This window comes from Micromonospora sp. WMMD1120 (assembly GCF_029626235.1).
In the GTDB taxonomy this organism is placed as follows: Bacteria; Actinomycetota; Actinomycetes; order Mycobacteriales; family Micromonosporaceae; genus Micromonospora.
In genome coordinates, this window is sequence record NZ_JARUBO010000005.1 from 525,354 (window position 1) to 545,315 (window position 19,962).

The following is a 19,962-nucleotide window of genomic DNA, read 5'->3' on the forward strand; positions in this document are numbered from 1 at the left end:
ACAGTAGACGCCGGATACGACACAACTCCACGTGAATACCCGACCGGCCGACCACCCGTCGACAGCGGCGTCGACGAGGAAACACCGGCCGGTGCCACGTCCATCCGCCGATCGACAGGTATCGTCCCCTTGTGTCGCCCATCAGCTCACCCGATGGTCCGCCGCCACCCGCCCGACCAGCCAACTCTCCCCCCGACGGGCCGCACACCGGCACCGCCGACGACACCCCCACGCGCGCCACCGGCGCACCCGCCACGCACGCCAACGACAGCCCACCCCGACCGCGCGTGCCCGCCGAGCCGGCCAGAACAGCCGCGCCAACCAACACCGCCGAGCCAACCAACGCCGCCGAGCCAACCAACACCGCCGCGCCAACCAACACCGCCGCGCCAACCAACACCGCCGAGCCGGCCACCCGGGACCTGGCCGCCCGGTTCGAGGACGAGAAGCCCGGCCGGGCGCTGACCGGACCGGCGGGCCTGCTGCTCGGCGCGGCGGCGCTGGCGGTCGGCGCGCTCGCCCTCTGGCAGGTGTTCCGCCCACTGTCGCAGGGCAGCAAGTACTACCTGATCATCTTCCTGGCCGGCATACTCCCGCTCGTCTTCCTCGCCTACCCGGCCGACCTGCCGCGCTGGACCCGACGACGCCCGCCGCGACAGAACGGCGAGAGCGTCCGGGCGACGGCGTCGACCCGACCCACCGTCACCGACTGGGCGCTGGCCGGCCTGACCCTGGTGGCCTGCCTCTACCCCGTCCTGCCGATCACGATCGGTGCCGGTGGTGGCGGCTACGACGCGTTCCTGGACCGGCAGGGCCTGCTCGCGCCGGCGGACCTGGTGCTGGGCACCGTGCTGCTGCTCCTGCTGCTGGAGGCGTGCCGGCGTACGACAGGGTGGGTTCTGCCCGTGGTCTGCCTGCTGTTCCTCGGGTACGGCTACTACGGCGGACTGCTGCCGCAGTCCTGGCCGGTCGCGCACGCCGGGCTCGACTTCGGTCAACTGGTGGACGCGTTCTACAACTCCGACAGCGGTTTCTACGGCACCCCGCTGGACGTGGCCGCCACGTACATCGTGCTGTTCACCATCTACGGCGCGGTGCTGGAGGTGTCCGGGGCCGGGCGGTTCTTCGTCGACCTGTCCGCCGCCGCGTTCCGGCGCTCGCGTACCGCCGCCGGTCGGACGGCGGTGGCCTCCGGCTTCCTGCTCGGCACCGTCTCCGGCTCGGGTGCGGCGACGACGGTGAGCATCGGCGCGGTCACCTGGCCGTTGCTGCGCCGCGCCGGCTATCCGCCGGAGCGTGCCGGCGGCATGTTGGCGGCGGCCGGGGTGGGCGCGATCCTCTCCCGCCCACCCTGGGGGCGGCGGCGTTCATCATCGCGGAATACCTGGGCGTCTCCTACCTTCAGGTGCTGGGCTGGGCGACGGTGCCGACGGTCCTCTACTACCTGGGCATCCTGCTCTCCGTGGAGATCGACGCCCGCCGGTCCGGGATACGCCCGGTCGTGCTCGACGTCGGCTCGCCGTGGCGGCTGCTGGGCCGATTCGGCTACCACTTCGCCTCGTTGATCGCGATCATCGTGTTCCTCGCGGTCGGTGTCTCCGCGACGAGGGCTGTGGTGTTCGCCATCGTCCTCACCGTCGCGCTGTCCTACCTGGACCGGGGGCACCGACTCACCCCGGCCCGGCTGGTGACAGCGCTCGTCACCGGCGTACGCGGGGTGCTGGCGGTCACCGCGGTGTGCGCCGCCGCCGGCATCATCACCGCGACCACCACCAAGACCGGCCTCGGGCCGCAGGCGGCGGCGCTGCTGGTCGGCGGGGCACAGGCGGTCACCTCGGACCCGACGCTGGTCCTGCTGCTCACGGCCCTGCTCGCCGCCGTCGCGCTCAGCCTGCTGGGGCTGGCCGTGCCGGTCACCGCCTCGTTCGTGATCGGGTGGGTGATCATCGGCCCGGCCCTGTTCGACCTGGGCGTGAGCCCGCCCGCCGTGGCGATGTTCGTCTTCTACTTCGCCGTACTCTCCGAGGTGTCGCCGCCGACCGCGCTCGCCGCGGTGGCCGCCGCCGCCGTCACCGGCGGCCGGCTGGTGCCGACCATGTGGCAGACCCTGCGGTACGCGCTGCCGGCCTACCTGACCCCGATCGCGTTCGTCGTGACGCCCGCCGGGCTCGGCCTGCTCGGCATCGGCGGTGTGCGACGGATCGCCGTCGCCGCCGTGGTCACCGCGCTCAGCGTGGCGGTCCTCGCCGTCGCCGCCGGTGGCTGGCTGCCCGGGGTGGGGCCGGCCGGCGTCCCGGAGCGGGTGCTCGGCGCGCTCGGCGGCGTCACGTTGCTCTGGCTCGAACCCGTTCCGGTCGCCGTCGGCGCGACGCTCGCCGCCGTCGCGGCGGCGGGCGTCCTCCTGCGACGGGCCCGCCGACCGTCGCCCCGACCACCGACCGAACCCGGATCACCAGCCGAACCCGTAAAGGAGCACCAGTGAGACGAATCGACGTACGGCTCGCGGCGGGCCTGAGCGCGCTCGCCCTGATCACGGCGGGCGCCACCGGCTGCGGCGGTCGGCAGGGCGGCGCGGCCACCGACGACACGGCCAGCGAGGTCACCTGCGAGGTGACCCGGGAGACCCGGGTGGGCATCGCCACCGGCAACGCCACCGGCGTCTACTACGTGGTCGGCAACGCCCTGGCCGGGCAGCTGTCCGGGGCCACCGGCGGCAAGCTCACCGGCACCGCCGCCGAGACCGGCGCCTCGGTGCAGAACGTCGAGCAGTTGGTCGGCGGGCAGTACGACGTGGCGTTCTCGCTGTTCGACACCGCTGTCAACGCGGTCGAGGGCAAGGGCAGCTTCACCGCGCCGCAACCGGTGCAGGCGCTGGCCCGCATCTACGACAACTACACGCAGGTGGTGGTCCGTAAGGACTCCGGCATCACCTCGGTGGCCGGGATGCGCGGCAAGCGGATCTCCACCGGTTCCCCGAAGTCCGGCACCGAGGTGATCGCGAACCGGCTGCTGGAGGCCGCCGGCCTCGATCCGGCGAAGGACGTCCGGGCGCAGCGGCTCGACCTCACCAAGACCGTCGAGGGCGTCAAGGACGGCAGCATCGACGGGTTCTTCTGGTCCGGTGGCCTGCCCACCGGCGGTCTGACGGATCTGTTCACCACCGCCGGCGACACCGTGACGTTCGTCGACATCGCGTCGCTGCTGCCGAAGATGACCGAGTTGAGCCCCGCCTACCAGGCCGGGACGATCGGCCGGGACGCGTACCGGACGGCGACCGACACGCCGACCATCGTCGTACCCAACGTGTTGTTGGTCCGTCGCGACCTGGACGCCAACGTGGCGTGCGCGATCACCCGGACGGTGTTCGACAAGCGGGACACGCTGGCCCAGGCGAACCCGGCGGCCCGCGGCATCTCGCTGGAGACGGCCCGCCGGACCGAGCCGGTGCCGTTGCACCGCGGCGCGGAGAAGGCGCTGCGGGACCTGGGCGCGAAGTGACCCGGTCGGTCAGGCGTCGGCCGGCGCGGTGGCGGCGCGGGCCGCGCTGACCAGGGCGTCGATCTCGACGAGAAGAGCCTCGTCGTCCGCCGGCGTGCCGGGGTCGAGTCGGACCGTCCAGGTCAGACCGTCGACTCCGGCCACCCGGCGGGCCGCGACGCGCCCCGCGCCGCCGGGGACCGGGTGGTGTTGGGTGTACGCGACCGAGCGGGTCACCCGCGCCCGCACCTGGTGCGGCAGCTCGCCCGGGTCGAGCAGGAGGTAGGTCTCGGCCGGACCGTCGGCGACCACCGCGTAGCCGTCCCGCTCGACGACGGGTTCGGCGGGCGTGACCGTCAACTCCCGGCCGGACCAGACCGCCTTGAGGATGCTGTGCCAGCCGATCCGGTGGCCCCGGCCGGGCAGCCACAGCCCGAGGTTGGTGGCGACCACCACCCCGTCGCCCTCGCCGTTGCCGGCCGCCGCCCACGCCAGCACCCGCTCGTCGGCGGCGAGTGGCGGCCGGTCGGCCGGCGGCAGCTTCGGCTTGCGACTGAACAGTCCCATCTAGAGCCCTCCCGCGGCCTGCTCGCGCAGCGCCCGGGCGTGCTGCTCCAGGGACAGCAGCTCGCCGAAGGCGGCGAAGTAGTCGTCCTTGTTGTTGACCGGGTTGATCCGCTGGATGCGGGACTTGAGGTCGCGGATGCGGGCCGTGACCGAGCCGAACTGCACCCGCGCCATGGTGATCGACACGTAGCGGGGGTCCGGTTCGCCGTCGATCCGCAGCGGTTCGACCGCCAGCTCACCGACGAGCGCCGCCGCGGCCAGGTCGGCGCAGGCGTCGCGGACCGACTCGATCCAGACCGCGCCGCCGGTCGCCGACACCGCGCCACCGGCCGCCGCGATGGCCGTACGCACCGCGACGTGCACCGGGTGGCGGTATTCGGTGGCCTCGACGGCGTCGAACATCGGCCCGGCCAGGACCGGCTGTTGGAGGGCGAGCTTCAGCGCCTCCCGCTCGACCATGGACTGCGGGCTGTCCACCGCCGGTTCGGGTTGGGCCGGGGCGGGCCGGGCGGCGGGTGGCGCGTCACGGCCGGCGGACGGCGGGGTGTTGGCGGCGGCGAGCACCGCCCGCTGCACCGGCTCGATCTCCATCCCGAGGTCCATGGCGAGCTTGCGGACGTACTCCGGGCGCTTCTCCCGGTCCTTGAGTCGCGCGACGAGGGGCGCGGCGTGCCGCATGGCCTCCACCCGACCGTCCACCGTGTCCAGGTCGAAGCGGCTGATCACGTGGCGGAGAGCGAAGTCGACGAGCGGTTCGCGGCGCGCGACCAGGTCACGCACCGCCAGGTCGCCCTTGGCCAGCCGCAGGTCGCACGGGTCCATGTTGTCCGGGCTGACCGCGATGAACGTGCGGCCGACGAAGCGCTGGTCGTCCTCGAAGGCGCGCAGCGCGGCCTTCTGCCCGGCGGCGTCGCCGTCGAAGGTAAAAATGATCTCGCCGGCCACCTCGTCGCTGTCGAACAGCAGCCGGCGCAGGACGGCGATGTGGTCGGCGGCGAAGGCGGTGCCGCAGGTCGCCACGGCCGTGGTCACCCCGGCCAGGTGGCAGGCCATCACGTCGGTGTAGCCCTCGACGATCACCGCCCGCCCCTGCTTGGCGATGTCCCGCTTGGCCTGGTCGATGCCGTAGAGCACCTGGGACTTCTTGTAGATCGGCGTCTCGGGTGTGTTCAGGTATTTCGGGCCGTCGTCGTCGTCGAAGAGCTTGCGGGCGCCGAAGCCGATCACGTCGCCGGCCAGGTCGCGGATCGGCCAGAGCAGGCGGCGGCGGAACCTGTCGATCAGGCTGCCGGAACGGGCCTCCCGGGACAGCCCGGCGGTGACCAGCTCCTGGTGGGTGAAGCCCTGCTGGCGCAGGTGCTTGGTGAGCAGGTCCCAGCCGTCGGGCGCGAAGCCGCAGCCGTAGCGTTCGGCGGCGGCCCGGTCGAAGCCGCGTCGGGCCAGGAACTCCCGGGCCGGCCGGGCGCCGGCGGTGCCGAGCTGCGCCCGGTAGAACTCGACAGCCGCGGCGTGCGCGGCCACCAACCGCTGGCGTTGCCCCTGCTGGGGGCGGGCACGCGGGGCGCCCCGGTCGTCCTCGACGTAGCGCAGTTGGATGCCGGCGCGAGCGGCCAGCCGCTCGACGGACTCCACGAAGCTGAGGTGGTCGGCGTCCATCAGGAACTTGATGGCGTCGCCGCCGGCCCCGCAGCCGAAGCAATACCACACGTTGCGGGCCGGCGAGACGTTGAACGACGGGCTCTTCTCGTCGTGGAACGGGCACAGCCCCTTGAGGTTGCCGCCGCCGGCGGACTTCAGGGTGACCGTCTCGGAGATCACATCCCCGATCGAGGTGCGTTCCCGGACCAGTGCGATGTCCTCGTCCCGGATCCGCCCAGCCATGCGCCACCCCCTCGCCGTACATCCTGCCCTGCCGGACCGACGACACGCCGGCCGGGGGACGCCGGTGTGGCGACCGCCGCTGCCGGCTACGCGGTTCCGGCCCGCCGGTCCGCGCCGTCCGGGGACCATGACCACATGCGCAGGGTACGAACCGCGGCCCCCCACCTGCCGAGATGGCTGGCGGGCTGGTTCGGGCTGCGCGGCCAGGCCCCGCAGGCGGACGAGGCCGGCCACCGGCACGCCACCTGGCTGGAGCTCTTCCTCGACCTCATCTTCGTGTACGCCCTGGCGGCGGTGGTGCGCCGGCTGGGCGACGACGTGACCCCGTCGCCGAGCGCCGTGCTGACCGTGATCGGGCTCTTCGTGGTGGTGCAGTGGGCGTGGCTGGGGCAGGTCTTCTACGACACCCGGTTCGACCCGGACGACGCGGTGCAGCGCCTGCTGGTCCTGGCCGCGTTGGTCGGCGCGGGCGCGATCACGCTTGGGGTCGACGAGGTTCCGGAGAGCGTGCTGCTGCCGGTCGGGTACCTGATCGTGCGGGGGGTGCTGCTCCTGCTGTACGTCCGGGCCCGGCCGACCAGCCCGATGGCCCGGGTGGTGACAACTGTCTACCTGATCGGCTTCGGGTCGGGTTGGCTGATCTGGCTGGCGTCGCTGACCGCACCCGCCGAGCTGCGCCCGGCGCTGTGGATCGCCGCGATGACCATCGAGCTGGCCACCCCCTGGGTCGGCGTCCGCTGGCTGAACCGCTGGCCGGTGGACAACCGGCACCTGCCGGAACGGATCGGGCAGTTCACCATCATCGTGCTGGGCAGCGCGCTGGCCAACCTGCTCTTCGCCGTACCGGACCACCCGCCGCCGCACATGATCCTCACCGCCGCGTTGGCCTTCCTGATTCCGGCCGCCGTCTGGTGGATCTACACCACCTTCGTCACCACCCGCCTGTTGCAGCGTCGGCTGCGTGGCGGGCAGGCCTACACCTACCTGCACATTCCGCTCGGTGGCGCGCTGTTGCTGCTCGGCTGGGCGCTCGGGCAGACGGTCCGGCTGATCGACGCGGACGCGCCCCGACTGCCGCTGGAGCTGCGGCTGCTGCTGGGCGCGTCGATTGTGATCTGGACGGTGTGCGGCCTGGCGCTGTACTGGCTGTGGACCCGGCCGAGCGCCGTGCGGTTGGCGATCGCCGGCTACGGGGTGGTCTCGGCCTGCGTGATCACCACGACGGTGCACCAACCGAGGCTGATGCTGTCGCTGCTGGCCGCGGCGGTCGTCGGGTACGCGGTGCTGCTCAACCGACGACTCACCCAAGCCGGCGCGGAGCACCGACCCCCGGCGGGATGAGGGGACCTCAGGCGGCCAGCGCCCCCGCGCTGCTCTCCTCCTCGGCCGCCACCTGCCGGTTCCAGTCCGCCTTGGTGGAGCGCCACCCCTCGTCGTCCATGCCCCGCCGCCAGTAGCCGGAGATGGAGAGCTGGTCCATCGGTACGCCCCGCTCCCCGCGCAGCAGCCGGCGCAGGTCCCGGACGAAGGCGGCCTCGCCGTGCACGAAGGCGTGCACCCGACCGGCCGGGAACTCCAGCGCGCGCACCGCCTCGACGAGCGCCTCGCCCACCGGCCGGTCGCCACGGTGCAGCCAGGTCAGCGTGACCGCCGCCGGGCTGAGCAGCTTCTGCTCGTCCGCCGGGTCGGCGATCTCGACGAAGACGTGCGCCGGTGCGCCGAGCGGCAGCCGCTCCACCGCGGCGGCGATCGCCGGCAGAGCGCTCTCGTCGCCGACCAGCAGGTGCCAGTCCGCCTCCGGGTTCGGGGCGTACGCCCCGCCGGGGCCGACGAAGCGCACCGGGTCGCCGGGGCGCAGGGCGGCGGCCCACGGGCCGGCCAACCCCTCGTCGCCGTGGTGCACCACGTCCACCGTCAGCTCCCCGGCCAGCGGGTCCCAGCGTCGCACCGTGTACGCGCGCAGCCGGGGCCACTGCTCGCGCGGCAGGTCCCGGCGGATGGCCGCGAGGTCCATCGGCTGCGGGTACGCGACGCCGGGCTGCGGGAACACCACCTTGATGTAGTGGTCGGTGAACTCGCCCACCGGCAGGTCGGCCAGCTCGTCGCCGCCGAGGATGAGCCGGATCAGGTGCGGGGTGGGCCGCTCGGTGCGCAGCACCCGGGCCGAGGTGACGTTCCTGGGACGTTCCGTCATACCAGTTAGGCTAGCCTAAGCTGACTCATCGACGATCGGCGGTGCAACTTTCCCGATGAGGCGGGTGTGCCAGGTCACGGCCGCCGGATCGGTGAGCGAGGCGACCTGGTCGATCACCACCCGCAGCCGGCCCGCGTCGTCCGGCGCTGCCCGCCAGAGCGCGGCGTAGATCGGGTCGAGCCCGTCCGGGGCCCGTCGGACCAGCGCGGCGACCAACTCGGCCAGGATCGTCCGCTGCCGCTCGTAGCGGCCCCGGAAGCCGCTGCGGCGCATCACGTACCGCAGCGCGATGCCCTTCAGCAGGGCGCACTGCGCCCGGACCAGGCGGGGCACCACCAGATCGGCACCGTAGCGGCGGTGCGGACCGGGACCGAACCGCTCCTCCGTGGCGGCCACCGCCGCCGACACGAACCGCCCGGTCACCTGGCTGGTGGTGGCCTTCAACGCGACCTGCGCGCGGTGACTGCCGTCGTACCCGGCGAGCGGGGCGAGCAGGGGACCGGCCAGCAGCTCGACGAGCACCTCGGCCAGGTCGTCGGCGGACTCCCCGGAGTAGGCGGCGGCCACGTCGGCGCAGAGCGCGGCACGCTCGTCGGCGTCCACGAGCAGCGGCCGCAACGTGACGTAGCCGCCGTGGATGCCGTCCTCCACGTCGTGCACCGAGTACGCGACGTCGTCGGCCCAGTCCATCACCTGCGCCTCCAGGCACCGCCGCTCGCCGGGCGCGTCGGCGCGGATCCACGTGAACACCGCCGCGTCGTCGGCGTACACCCCGAACTTGCGCTCCCCCGGCCGGCGCGGCCAGGGGTACTTGCCGATCGCGTCGAGCGACGCCCGGGTCAGGTTCAGGCCGGCGGACGACCCGTCCGGGGCGAGCACCTTCGCCTCCAGCCGGGTCAGCACCCGCAGCGTCTGCGCGTTGCCCTCGAAGCCCCCGCAGGGCGTGGCGAGCAGGTCCAGAGCGGCCTCACCGTTGTGCCCGAACGGTGGGTGGCCGAGGTCGTGAGCGAGCCCCGCCACGTCCACCACGTCCGGGTCGCACCCGAGCCGGGAACCCATCTCCCTGGCGATCTGGGCAACCTCCAGCGAGTGGGTGAGCCGGGTACGCAGGAAGTCGTCGGTGCCGGCGGTGTGCACCTGGGTCTTGGCGGCCAGTCGGCGGAACGCCGCCGAGTGCAGCACCCGGGCGCGGTCGCGCTCGTACGGTGAGCGACGGTGACCGGTGTCCTTGGGCGGCTCCTCGACCAGCCGAGCCTCCGGGTCACTCCTCACGCAGCCGCCACTGCTCGCGACCGCGGGGCTCGCACGACCGGCTCACTCCTCGCGCTCGCCTGAGCCGCCGTCGCTCGCGACTGCGGGGCTCGCAAAACCGGCTCACTCCTCGCGCTCGCGCTCGCGGAGCACGCAGAACTCGTTGCCCTCCGGGTCGGCGAGCACCGTCCACTCGACGTCGCCCTGGCCGATGTCGACGTGCCGGGCGCCCATGTCGACGAGCCGTTCGACCTCGGCCTCCCGGTCGGCCGGACGCAGGTCGAGGTGCAGGCGGTTCTTGCGCTCCTTGCCGTCGGCCACCGGCACGAACACCAGGCCGGGCAGACGGTCGGGGGACTGACGGATCTCCACCTCGTCCGGTCGCTCGGTGACCACCTGATAGCCGAGCGCCTCGGCCCACCACCGCGCCAGCCGGGCCGGATCGCGGGCATCGACAGTCAGGCTCTCCCAGACGCTTGTCATGCAGTCACCCTTCCCGTTCGACGGCGTACGCAATCGGCCGTGTGCGAGCGAGCCAAGATTACGCCCGCCACCGCCGCCCGGCCCGCCGACGACGCATCGACGATCGGCCACTCATCCCGGCCCACCTGGCCTGGCCCGCCGATCCGAGCACCGGCGGCGGCCGGGTGACCGGGCCGCCGCCGGTTCGCGTCACCTGCTGTCCGACCCGTCGGTCTCCACCGCGGCGCGCCCGGCCTCCAACCGGGCCACCGGCACCCGGAACGGCGAGCAGGACACGTAGTCCAGGCCGACGGAGTGGAAGAAGTGCACCGAGTCCGGGTCACCCCCGTGCTCGCCGCAGACGCCGAGCTTCAGTCCGGGTCGCGCGGCCCTGCCCTCCTCGGCGGCGATGCGCACCAGCCGGCCGACGCCGTCCCGGTCGATCGACTCGAACGGCGAGATGCCGAAGATGCCCAGCTCCAGGTAACGCCAGAAGAACGCGCCCTCGACGTCGTCGCGGGAGAAGCCCCAGCCCATCTGGGTCAGATCGTTGGTGCCGAAGGAGAAGAACTCGGCCGCCTCGGCGATCTGCCCGGCGGTCAGCGCCGCCCGGGGCACCTCGATCATCGTGCCGATCAGCACCTCGACCCCGCTGTCCCCGACCACGTCCGCGATGATCCGCTCGGCCTCGGCGCGGACCGTCTCCAACTCCTGCACCGCACCGACCAGCGGCACCATGATCTCCGGACAGGCGGCGCCGCCGGCGCGGGTGACCGCGACCGCCGCCTCGGCGATGGCCCGGACCTGCATCGCGAACAGGCCGGGGATGACCAGGCCGAGACGGACGCCACGCAACCCGAGCATCGGGTTCTCCTCGTGCATACGCCGGACGGCGGCGAGCAGGGCCTCCTCCTTGGCGACGTCCTCACCGCGTTCCTGAGCGACAGCGACGTTGACGGCGAGCTGCTCCAACGGTGGCAGGAACTCGTGCAGCGGCGGGTCGATCAGCCGGACGGTGACCGGCAGGCCGTCCATCTCCCGGAAGATCTCCTCGAAGTCGGCGCGCTGCAACGGCAGCAGCGCCGCCAGCGCCGCCTCCCGCTCACCCTCCGCCCGCGCCAGGATCAGCCGTTCGACCAGCTCCCGCCGGTCACCGAGGAACATGTGCTCGGTGCGGCACAGCCCGATGCCCTCGGCGCCGAAGCGCCGGGCCCGCGCCGCGTCCGCGCCGGTGTCGGCGTTCGTGCGGACCGCCAGCCGCCGCTTCCCGTCGGCGTGCGTCATGATCCGGTGTACGGCCCGGACCAGCGCGTCGTCGACGCGCTCGGGGTCGAGGCTGCCCTCGAAGTACTGCACCACCTCCGACGGCGTGACCGGCACCTCGCCGAGGTAGACCTTGCCGGTGGTGCCGTCGATGGAGACGACGTCGCCCTCGTTGACTGTCTGCCCGGCCACCGCGAACCGCTTCGCCGGGACGTTGACGTCGATCTCGTCGGCGCCGGAGACGCAGGTCTTGCCCATCCCCCGGGCCACCACGGCGGCGTGGCTGGTCTTGCCGCCCCGCGAGGTGAGGATGCCCTTCGCCGCGATCATGCCGTTCAGGTCGTCGGGGTTGGTCTCCCGGCGGACCAGGATCACCGACTCGCCCTCGGCGGCCAGCTCGACGGCCCGCGCCGAGGTGAAGACGACCTTCCCGGACGCCGCGCCCGGCGACGCGCCGATGCCCGTGGCGACCGGCTCGAACTCGTGGTCGAGCTGGAAGCGGGGGAACATCAGCTGCGCCAGTTGGGCGCCGTTGACCCGGTGCAGCGCCTCGTCCAGGTCGATCAGCCCTTCGTCGACGAGTTGCCCGGCGATGACGAACGCGGCGGCGGCGGTGCGCTTGCCGACCCGGGTCTGCAACATCCACAGCTTGCCGCGTTCGATGGTGAACTCGATGTCGCAGAGGTCCCGGTAGTGCTCCTCCAGCCGGGCCATGATGCCGAGCAGCTCGTCGTAGGAGGTCTTGTCGAGCCGCTCCAACTCCTGCAACGGCACCGTGTTACGGATGCCGGCGACGACGTCCTCACCCTGGGCGTTGGCCAGGTAGTCGCCGTAGATGCCCTGGGCGCCACTGGCCGGGTCGCGGGTGAACGCGACGCCGGTGCCGGAGTCGGGCCCGAGGTTGCCGAAGACCATGCTCACCACGTTGACAGCGGTGCCGAGGTCGGCCGGAATCCGCTCCTGGCGCCGGTAGAGCACCGCCCGCTCGGCGTTCCACGAGTCGAAGACGGCACGGATGGCCAGGTGGAGTTGCTCGCGCGGTTCCTGCGGAAACTCCCGGCCGGTGTGCTTCGAGAAGATCTTCTTGTACGCGTCGACGAGCCCCCGTAGGTCGTCAGCGTCCAGATCCAGGTCGTTGTGGGTGCCCTTGGCGTTCTTGACCTCGTCGAGCGCGTGCTCGAACTCCTCGCCGGGCACCTCGCAGACGGTCTTGCCGAACATCTGGATGAGCCGGCGGTAGGAGTCCCAGGCGAACCTGTCGTTGCCGCCGGAGGCGGCCGGGTCGGCGGAGCCGCCGGAGGCGGCCGGGTCGGCGGAGCCGCCGGCCTGCGCGGCGAGCCCGATCACGCTCTGGTCGTTGAGACCGACGTTGAGGACGGTCTCCATCATGCCGGGCATGGAGAACTTGGCGCCGGAGCGGACGGACACCAGCAGGGGGTCCCGCGGGTCGCCGAGCCGCCTGCCCATCGCGCGCTCCAGTGCTTCCAGGTGCGCCTCGATCTGGGCGGCGAGTCCGTCCGGCTCCCGTCCGGTCGCGAGGTACGCCTGGCAGGCCTCGGTGGTGATGGTGAAGCCCGGCGGTACGGGCAGGCCGAGGTTCGTCATCTCGGCGAGGTTGGCTCCCTTGCCGCCGAGCAGGTCCTTGAGGTCCTTGTTGCCTTCGGAGAAGTCATAGACGTACTTGTGATCGACGGTCTCTTGCGCTGCCACCAGAGCCTCCACAACACGCGCCGGACGGAAACTTAACGAAGGTTCAGTTTTCTTCTTCCCCGAGGTGGACCGCCGGTAATCCCGGGGTCGACGCTGATCGGTGGGCGAAGGTTAAGCGACCATCGAGCGACCTGGGACCGTTCGGTGACAATTGGCACAGCTATCACGACTATCCGTGTTCGTACCGGTTTTTGGGAACGCTTCCACGCGCACCATCACGCACCCCCGCCCACCGTCGTACGCTTGACGGCACGCCAGCCGGTGAACCTCGCTTTTGCCATAACCCACGCGAATACACCCCGGAGTCGCCACCGTGTCGACCATCCCCTCCCCCAGCTCCGCCGCCGTTCCGGCGCGGGAGCCGGCAGCGGCCGCGCTGGCCCAGGCCGCCGAGCGGACCGCCGGCGACCTGCTCACCCCACCCGCCCCGCACCGCCTGGACGAGGTGGTGCCCGCCCCGCGGCAGGTCGAGCTCGGGCCGGCCGGGGCATGGGTGCTGCCACCGGACGCGATCATCGCGGTCAGCGCCGACCCGGCCGCGCTCGCGGTCGCCGAGCAGCTCGCCGGGCTGCTGCGCCCCGCCACCGGCTACCCGCTACCGGTCACCGACGCCATCACCCCGGAGCCCGCCGGCGGCATCGCCCTGGTGCTCAACAGCAGCGCCGACCTCGGCGCAGGGCACGACAGCGCCGACCCCGGCGCAGGGCACGACAGCGCCGACCCCGGCGCAGGGCACGACAGCGCCGACCTCGGCGCGGAGGGCTATCGGCTCGACATCACCACCGACGGGGTCCGCCTCACCGCGGCCACCGCCGCCGGCCTCTTCTACGGCGTGCAGACGCTGCGCCAACTACTGCCGGCGGCGATCGAGAGTCCGGTCCCGGTCACCGAACGCTGGGCGCTTCCCCGCGGCACGATCACCGACGCGCCCCGGTTCCCGTACCGGGGAGCGATGCTCGACGTCGCCCGCCACTTCTTCGGCGTCGAGGACGTGCTGCGGGTCATCGACCACCTGGCCCGTTACAAGCTCAACCACCTGCACCTGCACCTCACCGACGACCAGGGCTGGCGGATCACCGTCGACTCGTGGCCGGAGCTGACCACTGTCGGCGCCGCCACCGAGGTCGGCGGCGGCCCCGGTGGGCACTACACGAAGGCCGACTACGCCCGGATCGTCGCCTACGCGACCGCCCGCCACATCACCGTCGTCCCGGAGATCGACCTTCCCGGGCACACCAACTCGGCGCTCGTCGCGTACCCGCACCTGGCACCGGACAAGATCGCGCCACCGCCGTACACCGGCACCGAGGTCGGCTTCAGCTACGTCGACCCATCCGACGAGCGGACGTACGACTTCGTCGCCGACGTCCTGGGCGAGGTGGCCGCGCTGACCCCCGGACCGTGGCTGCACGTCGGCGGTGACGAGGCGTTCAAGGTCAAGGGCGCTGTCTACACCGGTTTCGTCGAGCGGGTCCAGCGCATCGTGGCCGACCTCGGCAAGAGCGTCGTCGGGTGGCACCAGCTCGCGCCGGCCGCCCACAGCGACGGACGCGTCCTGCAGTGGTGGGGCACCAACGGCGAAGACCCCACCACCGCCGACGCCGTACGCCGGGGCGCCCGGCTGGTCCTCTCCCCCGGTAACCACGCATACCTGGACATGAAGTACGCCCCGGACACCCCGATCGGGCACGACTGGGCCGGCCTGATCGACGTCCACACGGCGTACGACTGGGACCCGGGCAGCCACGTCGCCGACGTGCCCGCGACTGCCGTCCTCGGCGTGGAGGCCCCGCTCTGGACCGAATCGGTCACCTCGCTGACCGACATCGAGTTCCTGCTCCTGCCCCGTCTCCCCGCGATCGCCGAGCTGGGCTGGTCCCCACGCCACACCCACGACTGGGCCAACTTCCGTGACCGCCTGGCCGGGCAGGGCCCCCGCTGGACAGCCGCCGGCATCACCTTCCACCGCGCGCCCGAGATCCCCTGGCCGAGCGCCCGGGGCATCCCCGGCCAGCGCCCCGCACCCGAGGCCGACACCGCCGCATCCCGCCCGGACGGGAGCAACCAGTCGTGATCGGGTGATCGACTCGGCTTCCGTGAAACCGGGCCATCCCACACAGCCGGAAGGCCCGACTTCCAGCAAGCCGAGTGGATCACTCGGATGGGCGGTGGCGGCGGACCGCCCGAATCCGGTGGTCATCCGGCGGACCGCCCGCTGGGTGTTCGCGGCAGACCGGTCCCGTGGGTGTTCGTGCGGCAGACCGCCCGATGGGCCATTCGTCCGGTTTGCCGCCTCGCGTCCCGTGGGCGGGGCCACTCTGACGGCGGAATCCCCGCCGGGGTGAGGCCGTTATACCTGGCACGCCGCCGCGACTGTCAGCTGGCGGCGCAGGGCAGCCGCCGGGAACACCGGCCGGGCCGGTCGAGTTGGACACCGCAACACCCGCGAGCCCCGGCCCCGACGCCACACCGGCCTCGCCCGTCGCGATCGTGGCCCCGGCCCTCAAGCCTCGGCCCGAGCCGGGAACACCGGCCGGCGCCGCCCGGTTACACCTCCGGGCCGCACCTGTCGCGGGTCCCCGGGGCCCGGGAATGAGCCCCGGTCGGGTGTCGTTACACCCGGTCCCGATGCCGACCCCACCGCAGGGCCGCCGGGCACCCCGATCTTCCCCGCACGAACACACCCCCCATCGTGTGGGTCTATCCCCCGAATGCAGAGGAGCACGCCATCATGCGTACCGATCTGATTCGCAAGACCGCTCTGACCGCCGCCGGCCTCGCCTTCACCGGTGGCGCCATCGCAGGCCCCGTCACCGCGGCCTACGCCATGGCCGACGCCAAGCCCACCACCCAGACGGTCACCGACCGCAAGGGTCACGGTGAGCGGGAACTCGGCGTGCGCTACGAGGCCCAGCCGAACTTCTACTACTGCGGCCCCGCCGCCACCCGCAACGCCCTGTCCGTCCAGGGCAAGAACATCAACGTCGACGACATGGCCAAGGAGATGGGCACCACCGAGGCCGGCACCAACTCCATCAACGACATCACCCCCGTGCTGAACAAGGAGACCGGCAAGGCCAACGCCTACCGCTCCGTGGAGATCAGCACCCCGGACGCCAACACCGCGCAGACCGACCAGCTCCGCGCCGACATCGTCAAGACCATCGACGACGGCCGCGCCGTGGTCGCCAACATCGCCGGCACCAGCACCGACACCGACGGCAACACCCACTCCTACGAGGGCGGGCACTACATCAGCGTCACCGGCTACCGCGACAACGGCAACGTCGTCACGATCGCCGACTCCGCCAACCCCGACACCGCCTCCTACCAGATCACCGTCGAGCACCTCGCCGACTGGATCGCCACCCGCGGCTACGCCGCCAGCTGACCCAACTACAGGCACTCACGAAGGGCCGGACCCCACCCGGGGCCCGGCCCTTCACCATCTCCGCACCCGGGCCGTCCGCAGGACGCGCACCGGAGGTCACCCGGGCGTCCGCAGCGACGCGCACCGGAGGTCGGACCCGGCGCCCGGCAACGGCGCGCCCGACCACCCGACAACAGCCCGACCGTCAGCCGCCGGAGTCGTCCATCTCGGCGCCCTCGGGCACCGTGTCGTCGTCGCGGTCGACCAGCCAGCCGTCGGGCAGGGCGACCTTGCCCGGCGCGTTGGTGCGCCCGCGCGGCTGCCCCAGGGCGGTGACCGGGAACGGCTCCGCCGGGTCGAGCTTGCCGAGCAGGTCGTCGAGCTGGGCCAGGCTCTCGATCATCGCGAGCGAGCGGCGCAGTTCGCCGCCGACCGGGAAGCCCTTGAGGTACCAGGCGACGTGCTTGCGGAAGTCGGTGCAGCCGTCGCGTTCGCCCCGCGCCGGGTTGCGGGCGCCGGCCGAGAACTGGTCGACGAGCAGTTCGGCGTGCCGGCGCATGGTCACCGCCACCTCGCCGAGGGTGGGCAGCCGCCGCTCCGGCCGGCCGTTGAAGGCGGCCTCCAGGTCGGCGAAGAGCCACGGCCGACCGAGGCAGCCGCGCCCGACCACCACGCCGTCGACGCCGGTGTGCGCGACCATCCGCAGCGCGTCGTCGGCCTCCCAGATGTCGCCGTTGCCGAGCACCGGCACGTCGAGGGCCTGCTTCAACGTGGCGATCGCGTCCCAGTCGGCGGTGCCCGAGTAACGCTGCGCGGCCGTCCGCCCGTGCAGGGCCACAGCGGCCACGCCGGCTTCCTGGGCGGCCAGCCCCGCTTCGACGTACGTCAGGTGGTCGTCGTCGATGCCCTTGCGCATCTTGACCGTGACGGGCACCCCGGCCGGCGCCGCGGCGGCCACCGCGGCCCGGACCAGCCGTGCGAAGAGCCGGCGGCGCCAGGGCAGCGCCGCGCCGCCGCCACGCCGGGTGACCTTGGGTACGGGGCAGCCGAAGTTGAGGTCGATGTGATCGGCCAGGTCGCGTTCGACGACGATACGCACGGCGGCGGCGGTGATCTCCGGATCGGTGCCGTAGAGCTGGAGGCTGCGGGGCTTCTCGTCGTCACCGAACGCGATCATGCGCAGCGTCTTCGGGTTGCGTTCGACCAACGCCCTGGTGGTGATCATCTCGCAGACGTAGATGCCGCCGCCCTGCTCACGGCAGAGCCGGCGGAACCCCACGTTCGTGATGCCGGCCATCGGCGCGAGCACCACCGGCGGCCACACCTGGTGCGGCCCGAGGGTCAACGGGCGCGGCGTGGACACGGTCGAGGCAGTCACCGGACAAGTGTACGGGGCCCCGACCGGCGCTTTTCGCGTCGGCCGAGGCCCCGTGCGCGGCGTCTCAGCAGCCGGGGAGTCGCTCGATCAGGTAGCGCTCCACCTGGTCGAGGGAGACCCGCTCCTGGGCCATGGTGTCCCGGTTACGGACCGTCACGGCGTTGTCGTCCAGCGTGTCGAAGTCGACTGTGACGCAGAACGGGGTGCCGATCTCGTCCTGCCGGCGGTAGCGGCGGCCGATCGCCTGCGAGTCGTCGAACTCCACCACCCAGCGCTTGCGCAGCAGCGTGGCGAGGTCCTTGGCCTTCGGCGACAGCGCCTCGTTGCGGGACAGCGGCAGCACCGCCACCTTGACCGGGGCGAGCCGCGGGTCGAAGCGCATCACGGTGCGCTTGTCCACGCCGCCCTTGGTGTTCGGCGCCTCGTCCTCGTCGTACGCCTCCAGCAGGAAGGCGAGCACCGCGCGGGTCAGACCCGCGGCCGGCTCGATGACGTACGGCATCCAGCGCTCACTCTTGCTCTGGTCGAAGTACGACAGGTCGACGCCGGAGTGCTTGCTGTGCGTGGAGAGGTCGAAGTCGGTGCGGTTGGCGACACCCTCCAGCTCGGCGAACTCGCTGCCGCCGAACTGGAAGCGGTACTCGATGTCCACGGTCCGCTTCGAGTAGTGCGACAGCTTCTCCTTGGGGTGCTCGTAGAGGCGCAGGTTGTCCGCCGACAGGCCGAGGTCGAGGTACCAGTTCCAGCGCTCCTGGAGCCAGTACTCGTGCCACTGCTCGTCGGTGCCCGGCTCGACGAAGAACTCCATCTCCATCTGCTCGAACTCACGGGTACGGAAGATGAAGTTGCCCGGGGTGATCTCGTTGCGGAACGACTTGCCGGTCTGCGCGATGCCGAACGGCGGCTTCTTGCGGGCGACCGTCTCGACGTTCTTGTAGTTGACGAAGATGCCCTGCGCGGTCTCCGGGCGCAGGTAGTGCAGCCCTTCGTCGCTCTCCACCGGGCCCAGGTAGGTCTTCATCAGGCCGTTGAACATCTTCGGCTCGGTGAAGGTGCCCTTGTTGCCGCAGTTGGGGCAGTTCAGCTCCGACAGCGAGGTGAGCGGCTTGCCGTGCTTCTCGGCGTACGCCTCCTCCAGGTGGTCGGCCCGGAACCGCTTGTGGCAGAACTGGCACTCGGTGAGCGGGTCGACGAACTCGGCGATGTGGCCGGACGCCTCCCACACCTTGCGGGCCAGGATCACCGCGGAGTCGAGACCGACGACGTCGTCGCGCTGCTGGACCATGGTCTTCCACCACTGCCGGCGGACGTTCTCCTTCAGCTCCACGCCGAGCGGGCCGTAGTCCCACGCCGATCGGGTGCCTCCGTAGATCTCGCTGGAGGGGAAGACGAAGCCTCGGCGCTTGGCGAGGCTGACGACGGCGTCGATACGGTCGGCTGGCATGTTTCCTCCTACGCCGGCTGGCGGTCGGCGGGGGCGAGATGTGGATGGAACGGTCGGTCCGGGACAACGGTACGACCACCGCCGCCCCGAGCCCAGCAGAATACCGCTGGCGGGTCAGCTGACCCCGCAGACCTCCACGCCACCGGTCTGCCCGTCCTGACCGAGGCTGACCTGCTGCTGATCCCGGTCGCCACCGGCGAGCGTCACGTCGACCGGCACGGTCAGGTTGGTGGTGTCCACCTCGCCCACCCGGAACGCGGTGACCTGAGGTTCGGCAGAGGCGCGCCGCTCGAACTCGGGCCGGGACTCCCGCCGCTGCGCGTCGTCGCAGAGCTGGTCGTACGCCCGCCCGTAGTCGCGCTCGACGAGCGCCTGATAGTAGTCGCCGGTCACGGTGCGGGCCTGCTCGCGGATCGCCTGCACGCCGGTGACGGCCAGGCCGACGACGGCGGTGCCACCCCCGCCGCAGCAGAGCGCCACGGCGAGCGCGCCGACGCCGAGGCCGATCCAGAGCCGGGTCCGGCGGCCCTCGGTGGGCGGCGCGGCGAACGGCGGCGCCACCCCGGGACCGGGTGGCGGGGCGGGTGCGGTCATAGGAGCAGCGTAGTGTCCAGCGGCTCAGCGGTAAGGACCCGCAGCCCGATCACTCTCGGCGACCACCACGGCCCCGCCGGGGGCGGCGGTGGCCAGCGCCTCGTACGCGGAGGGCTCGTCGACCGACTCGGCGAGCAGCGGGACGGCGCTGACCTTGACCTCGAAGGCGCCCAGGGCCCGCCGGTAGGTGCCGACCGACTCCCACTCGGTGACCAGCGACCAGTACCGCGGGGCGTCGAGCGCGCGGACCAGTTGACCCCGCAGGTAGCCGGGGCGGGCGGCCAGCGCGGTGAGGGCGGCGTGCGCCCGCTCGGTGAAGTCGTCGGCGGCGTCGACGTCGACCACGAACCGGTTGGTCACCAGCAACGGGG

13 protein-coding genes and 2 pseudogenes are annotated in these 19,962 nt (G+C 72.3%); 5 read left to right on the forward strand and 10 right to left on the reverse strand.

Annotated features, from left to right (window positions below):
• The first annotated feature begins 905 nt into the window (after positions 1-905).
• Together O7634_RS02515 and O7634_RS02520 are read left to right on the forward strand one after the other, a co-directional pair.
• A pseudogene (locus tag O7634_RS02515) lies at positions 906-2,482 on the forward strand (TRAP transporter fused permease subunit).
• On the forward strand, positions 2,479-3,498 hold the full coding sequence (locus O7634_RS02520; protein ID WP_278148559.1) for a TAXI family TRAP transporter solute-binding subunit: 1,020 nt from the start codon (positions 2,479-2,481) through the stop codon (positions 3,496-3,498). The pseudogene O7634_RS02515 and the gene O7634_RS02520 overlap by 4 nt, the downstream one beginning before the upstream one ends.
• A 9-nt stretch (positions 3,499-3,507) precedes the next feature.
• Here O7634_RS02520 and O7634_RS02525 read toward each other — a convergent pair whose 3' ends face one another.
• Together O7634_RS02525 and dnaG are read right to left on the reverse strand one after the other, a co-directional pair.
• Positions 3,508-4,044: a hypothetical protein gene (locus O7634_RS02525; RefSeq protein ID WP_278148560.1), complete on the reverse strand. Its 537-nt coding sequence runs from the start codon at positions 4,042-4,044 to the stop codon at positions 3,508-3,510.
• Positions 4,045-5,947: pseudogene (dnaG, locus tag O7634_RS02530) on the reverse strand (DNA primase).
• A gap of 113 nt (positions 5,948-6,060) precedes the next feature.
• Between dnaG and O7634_RS02535 the strand changes: the two are divergent.
• Positions 6,061-7,266: a low temperature requirement protein A gene (locus tag O7634_RS02535; RefSeq protein ID WP_278148561.1), complete on the forward strand. Its 1,206-nt coding sequence runs from the start codon at positions 6,061-6,063 to the stop codon at positions 7,264-7,266.
• A gap of 7 nt (positions 7,267-7,273) precedes the next feature.
• On the opposite strand, the gene O7634_RS02540 is transcribed toward O7634_RS02535, so the two are convergent.
• The 4 genes from O7634_RS02540 to ppdK all read right to left on the reverse strand — a co-directional run bounded on the left by O7634_RS02540 (position 7,274) and on the right by ppdK (position 12,805).
• A complete protein-coding gene (locus tag O7634_RS02540) occupies positions 7,274-8,119 on the reverse strand; it encodes a siderophore-interacting protein (RefSeq protein ID WP_278148562.1) in 846 nt (281 codons plus the stop codon).
• A 15-nt stretch (positions 8,120-8,134) separates the two neighbouring features.
• Positions 8,135-9,391 carry a deoxyguanosinetriphosphate triphosphohydrolase gene (locus O7634_RS02545; RefSeq protein WP_278148563.1) on the reverse strand — a complete coding sequence of 419 codons (1,257 nt, stop codon included), beginning with the start codon at positions 9,389-9,391 and terminating at the stop codon, positions 8,135-8,137.
• A 102-nt stretch (positions 9,392-9,493) separates the two neighbouring features.
• On the reverse strand, positions 9,494-9,853 hold the full coding sequence (locus O7634_RS02550) for a VOC family protein (protein WP_278148564.1): 360 nt from the start codon (positions 9,851-9,853) through the stop codon (positions 9,494-9,496).
• A 189-nt stretch (positions 9,854-10,042) separates the two neighbouring features.
• Positions 10,043-12,805, reverse strand: coding sequence for a pyruvate, phosphate dikinase (ppdK, locus tag O7634_RS02555; RefSeq protein WP_278148565.1), 2,763 nt, complete (start codon positions 12,803-12,805; stop codon positions 10,043-10,045).
• A 313-nt stretch (positions 12,806-13,118) separates the two neighbouring features.
• Between ppdK and O7634_RS02560 the strand changes: the two genes are divergently transcribed.
• Together O7634_RS02560 and O7634_RS02565 are read left to right on the forward strand one after the other, a co-directional pair.
• On the forward strand, positions 13,119-14,879 hold the full coding sequence (locus O7634_RS02560; RefSeq protein WP_278148566.1) for a beta-N-acetylhexosaminidase: 1,761 nt from the start codon (positions 13,119-13,121) through the stop codon (positions 14,877-14,879).
• A 657-nt stretch (positions 14,880-15,536) separates the two neighbouring features.
• Complete coding sequence (locus O7634_RS02565; RefSeq protein WP_278148567.1) at positions 15,537-16,196, forward strand: C39 family peptidase; 660 nt, start codon at positions 15,537-15,539, stop codon at positions 16,194-16,196.
• Positions 16,197-16,380: 184 nt separating this feature from the next.
• On the opposite strand, the gene dusB is transcribed toward O7634_RS02565, so the two are convergent.
• The 4 genes from dusB to O7634_RS02585 all read right to left on the reverse strand — a co-directional run bounded on the left by dusB (position 16,381) and on the right by O7634_RS02585 (position 19,957).
• On the reverse strand, positions 16,381-17,553 hold the full coding sequence (dusB, locus tag O7634_RS02570; RefSeq protein WP_278148568.1) for a tRNA dihydrouridine synthase DusB: 1,173 nt from the start codon (positions 17,551-17,553) through the stop codon (positions 16,381-16,383).
• Between the two features lie 64 nt (positions 17,554-17,617).
• Positions 17,618-18,997 (reverse strand): glycine--tRNA ligase, encoded by a 1,380-nt coding sequence (locus O7634_RS02575; RefSeq protein WP_278148569.1) that lies wholly within the window; start codon positions 18,995-18,997, stop codon positions 17,618-17,620.
• Between the two features lie 114 nt (positions 18,998-19,111).
• Entirely contained in the window at positions 19,112-19,591 is a 480-nt protein-coding gene (locus O7634_RS02580; protein WP_278148570.1) for a hypothetical protein, read from the reverse strand.
• 24 nt (positions 19,592-19,615) lie between these two features.
• Positions 19,616-19,957, reverse strand: coding sequence for an antibiotic biosynthesis monooxygenase (locus O7634_RS02585; RefSeq protein WP_278148571.1), 342 nt, complete (start codon positions 19,955-19,957; stop codon positions 19,616-19,618).
• Positions 19,958-19,962 lie beyond the last annotated feature (5 nt).

Coding starts and splice junctions, on each gene's coding strand:
- O7634_RS02535 (WP_278148561.1), top strand. CDS start 6,061: ATGCGCAGGGTACGAACCGCGGCCCCCCACCTGCCGAGATGGCTGGCG.
- O7634_RS02550 (WP_278148564.1), bottom strand. CDS start 9,853: ATGACAAGCGTCTGGGAGAGCCTGACTGTCGATGCCCGCGATCCGGCC.
- O7634_RS02525 (WP_278148560.1), bottom strand. CDS start 4,044: ATGGGACTGTTCAGTCGCAAGCCGAAGCTGCCGCCGGCCGACCGGCCG.
- O7634_RS02580 (WP_278148570.1), bottom strand. CDS start 19,591: ATGACCGCACCCGCCCCGCCACCCGGTCCCGGGGTGGCGCCGCCGTTC.
- O7634_RS02565 (WP_278148567.1), top strand. CDS start 15,537: ATGCGTACCGATCTGATTCGCAAGACCGCTCTGACCGCCGCCGGCCTC.
- O7634_RS02575 (WP_278148569.1), bottom strand. CDS start 18,997: ATGCCAGCCGACCGTATCGACGCCGTCGTCAGCCTCGCCAAGCGCCGA.
- O7634_RS02540 (WP_278148562.1), bottom strand. CDS start 8,119: ATGACGGAACGTCCCAGGAACGTCACCTCGGCCCGGGTGCTGCGCACC.